This window comes from Pseudooceanicola lipolyticus (assembly GCF_002786325.1).
In the GTDB taxonomy this organism is placed as follows: Bacteria; Pseudomonadota; Alphaproteobacteria; order Rhodobacterales; family Rhodobacteraceae; genus Pseudooceanicola_C; species Pseudooceanicola_C lipolyticus.
Genome location: NZ_PGTB01000256.1, coordinates 1 through 3,521 on the forward strand (window position 1 = coordinate 1; position 3,521 = coordinate 3,521).

A 3,521-nucleotide genomic window follows, 5' to 3' on the forward strand; every position below is an offset into this window, starting at 1 on the left:
ATCTGAAAACCGCCCGCCGCCACGCGCTGCTGAAGGAACACGGGCTGGAACTGCCGGTGGCGCTGGAGGGGTAGGGCGATGAAGATCTACATCGCGGGCCATCGCGGCATGGTCGGAGGCGCCATCCTGCGCCAGTTGCAGGCCCGCAAGGATGCCGGTGCCGATCTGACCCTGATCACCCGCACCAGTGCCGAGCTGGACCTGACCGACCAGGCGGCGGTGCGCGATTTCTTTCAGGCCGAGCGCCCCGACCAGGTGATCCTGGCCGCGGCCAAGGTGGGCGGGATCGTCGCCAACAATTCCTATCCGGCGCAGTTCATCTATGAAAACCTGATGATCGAGTGCAACGTGATCCACCAGGCCTATGCCGCCGGGGTGACCCGGCTGCTGCAGCTCGGCTCCTCCTGCATCTATCCCAAGCTGGCCGAGCAGCCGATGCGCGAGGACGCGCTGCTGACCGGGGTGCTGGAGCCCACCAACGAGCCCTATGCCATTGCCAAGATCGCCGGTATCAAGCTCTGCGAAAGCTATAACCGGCAATATGGCACCGATTACCGCTCGGTCATGCCCACCAATCTCTACGGGCCGGGCGACAATTTCCACCCGGAGAATTCGCATGTGCTGCCGGCGCTGCTGCGGCGGTTTCATACCGCCGCGCGGGAGGGCGCCGCGGAGGTGGTGGTCTGGGGCTCGGGCAAGCCGATGCGCGAATTCCTGCATGTCGATGACATGGCCGCGGCCTCGCTGTTCGTGATGGAGCTGGACAAGGCGGTTTATGACCGCGAGACCGAGCCGATGCTGAGCCATATCAATGTCGGCTCGGGCACCGATGTCACCATCCGCGAACTGGCCGAGACGGTGGCCGAGGTGACCGGGTTCCGCGGCCGCATCGCCTTTGACGCCAGCAAGCCCGACGGCACCCCGCGCAAGCTGATGGATGTCTCGCGCCTGGCCCGGCTGGGCTGGCGCGCGGCGATCGAGCTGCAACAGGGGATCCAGGGCACCTATGACTGGTTCCTGGCCCAGGATGCGGACAGGCTGAGGGCCAAGTGAGGGGGCGGCACCCTAGGTGCTGACCAGTCTTTCCTCGGTCCTGTCATCGATCAGGTCGGGCAGAGTGTCGCGGAAGAATCGCGTATAGCGGCGCAGCGCACTCTCCCCCGTGGCGCAGAAGAACTCTTCGGTCAGCCCCCCGGGTTGCGGCAGGGCGGTCCGTGCCTCCAACTGCGCCAGGGTCCGGAAACTGCAGGTTTCGGGGAGCGGAATGCCCGGCACCTCGCTTTCGAAGCGGAACACCCGGCATCCCAGGGTGATGGCTTCGTAGATCAGCGACGAGGTATGGCCAACCACGAAGTCGGCATCGCGAAAATGCAGCTGTTCCTTGATGCCGGGGTATTTTTCCAGAAAATCCGCTTTCCGGATCGAGGGGTGGAACCGCACCCGCACCGCCCGCCCGGTGCGTCGCGCATAGGCGATCACGATCTCCAGCATCTGTTCGTTCTGGGCATTGAAAATCTTCTGATCCAGAAACACCGAGATATAGGGCACCCGATTTTCCCCCGCTGCGGCAGAACCCGCATTGAAGATCAGCGGCTTGCCGCAATCCACGGTCGTATTGCCGGGGTGGTGCCGGGCGATCAGCCGGGAGGTATTCGGCCCCCAGGACAGGAAATATTCCGAAGGCTGGTGCAGATAGTTGATCACGTTGACCGTATCGAGATCGCCGTAATCGACATAGAGCCCGTGCTGCAGCGTTACCGTGAGCACGCCTTGGCTGCGGAAGTAGCGCGCCAGCAAATGTTCCACCGGCTGCATGTCGGCAAAGCAGATCAGCGCCTTGCACTCGATCCGGGCGAGTTTTTCCAGGATGAAGGCGTATTTGCAGGCCCGGATAAAGCAGCAGGCCCGGTCCAATGGATCGGGAATGTCCAGCGCATAGAACAGGTCCATGTTCTCGGACATGAAGCGGCTGGCCTCGAGGTTCATCCGGGCCGGCCGGGTGCGGTGCTGATACTCTTCGACCACCACCCGGCTGCCGATCCCCGAGGCGCCGATAGCGGCATGGAACAGCCCCCGGTAGTCGTCGCGCACGAGGCTGCGGAAAAACATCGCCCCGACCTCGCGCGGTTCGGGCAGGTGATAGTCAGAGTGCAGGAAATCACGCAGCCAGATGCCGCGGAGCGCCAGTTTCTCCTCCGAACTCCGGTCCCTCAGGCTGTAGAGATCCGCAAACAGGATGTCGCGCCAAAGGTCCCGGTCGGCCTTGAACTCGTCCAGTTGTGTCACCCTGCGCACAGCCCCCTGTTGTGTTGGTTTTCCTTAATCCGACTTGCTCGCCGAAATCAGCTTTTCGATCGTGCTCAGAGGGTCCTCGAACCCCCTTGGATGATAGTCCCAGTAGCCGACGATCTTTTCGTATTTTGCGCGATCTTCCTCGGGATAGGCGGAACCGGCCCATTTCTCGATCAGCCGCCGGCGGTCGCGTTCCTTGCGCTCGTCGTTATTCGAGGCACGGATCTCCGGCGTGGCTTCGAAATAATGCTCTACGAAGGATGTCTTGGAGGAGATCACCTTGTAGCCGGCCGCCTTCATCTTGAGGCAGAGGTCGGTATCCGCGAAATAGAAATGGTAGTTCTCATCGCAATAGCCCACCTCCTTCATCGCCGCATTGAGATACAGGCCATGGTTGACGTAGAGATTGCCGACATTCACCGCGACGGCATATTTCTTGCGCACCGGGTAGTCCCGGAAATAGAAGGCAACGCCGCCAAGCTTGACGCCTTGGGCCAGCATCTCGTCGAACAGGTCGATCCCGTTCATAATGGCACCGGGCACGATCAGGCTGTCATCCGACAGCATGCAGATGTATTTTCCGCTCGCCGCCTGGAACGCGAGGTTCATGAAATAGGCCCAGGGCTTGCGGGTGAGCGGCTTGCCCCTCCATTCTCCCCGGTTGTGCTGGATGATCGAGATGATGTCCTTCTGTGCCGTCAGCCATTCCACCGTCCCGTCGGTGGAGCCGCCATCGACCACGATGATCTCGTAGGCCTCGTGGTGCAGCTCTTCGCGGACGGCCTCTATGCACAGTTCCAGCAACTTGCGGCGGTTGTAACTGCCGATCACCATCGAAATCTTGGGGTAGTCCATTTTGCTCCGCTCTCAGCTCGCCAGCGCCGCCAGGTCCGGCACTGTTTGCAGCCCGTGTGCGCTGACATAGTCCGGCCAGCCCTGCACCTCACTCCAGCCGTTGACGAAGACGAAGTCGAGCCCTGCCGCGGTGGCGGCGCGGTGATCATAGGTGCTGTCGCCCAGAAACAGGGCAGGGGCGGCGATGGTGCCGGCGGCGATCTCGCGGGCAAGGATGGTGTCCTTGCTGTCGGGGCTGCCGAAAATACCGCCGTCGAACATCTCGGCCAGGCCGCGTTCGGCGAACAGCGCGCGCAGTTCCGCCTGGTCGCCGCCCGAGACGATCAGCCAGCGCTGGCCGGGATGGGCGGCGCGCAGCGCCGCCAGCCCGGGGG

The 3,521-nt window shown here is 62.7% G+C and carries 4 protein-coding genes; 1 reads left to right on the forward strand and 3 read right to left on the reverse strand.

What is annotated here, in order from left to right:
* Nucleotides 1-78: 78 nt before the first annotated feature.
* Nucleotides 79-1,053, forward strand: coding sequence for a GDP-L-fucose synthase (fcl, locus tag CVM52_RS24460; RefSeq protein WP_100164906.1), 975 nt, complete (start codon nt 79-81; stop codon nt 1,051-1,053).
* A gap of 12 nt (nt 1,054-1,065) precedes the next feature.
* Here the strand turns inward: fcl and CVM52_RS24465 are convergent, their stop codons facing one another.
* From CVM52_RS24465 to CVM52_RS24475, 3 genes are all read right to left on the reverse strand, one after another.
* Nucleotides 1,066-2,286: a hypothetical protein gene (locus tag CVM52_RS24465; protein ID WP_100164907.1), complete on the reverse strand. Its 1,221-nt coding sequence runs from the start codon at nt 2,284-2,286 to the stop codon at nt 1,066-1,068.
* A gap of 33 nt (nt 2,287-2,319) precedes the next feature.
* Complete coding sequence (locus tag CVM52_RS24470) at nt 2,320-3,147, reverse strand: glycosyltransferase family 2 protein (protein WP_100164908.1); 828 nt, start codon at nt 3,145-3,147, stop codon at nt 2,320-2,322.
* A gap of 12 nt (nt 3,148-3,159) precedes the next feature.
* Nucleotides 3,160-3,521: HAD family hydrolase (locus CVM52_RS24475; RefSeq protein WP_205965026.1), on the reverse strand; the 362-nt coding region annotated here is incomplete at its 5' end.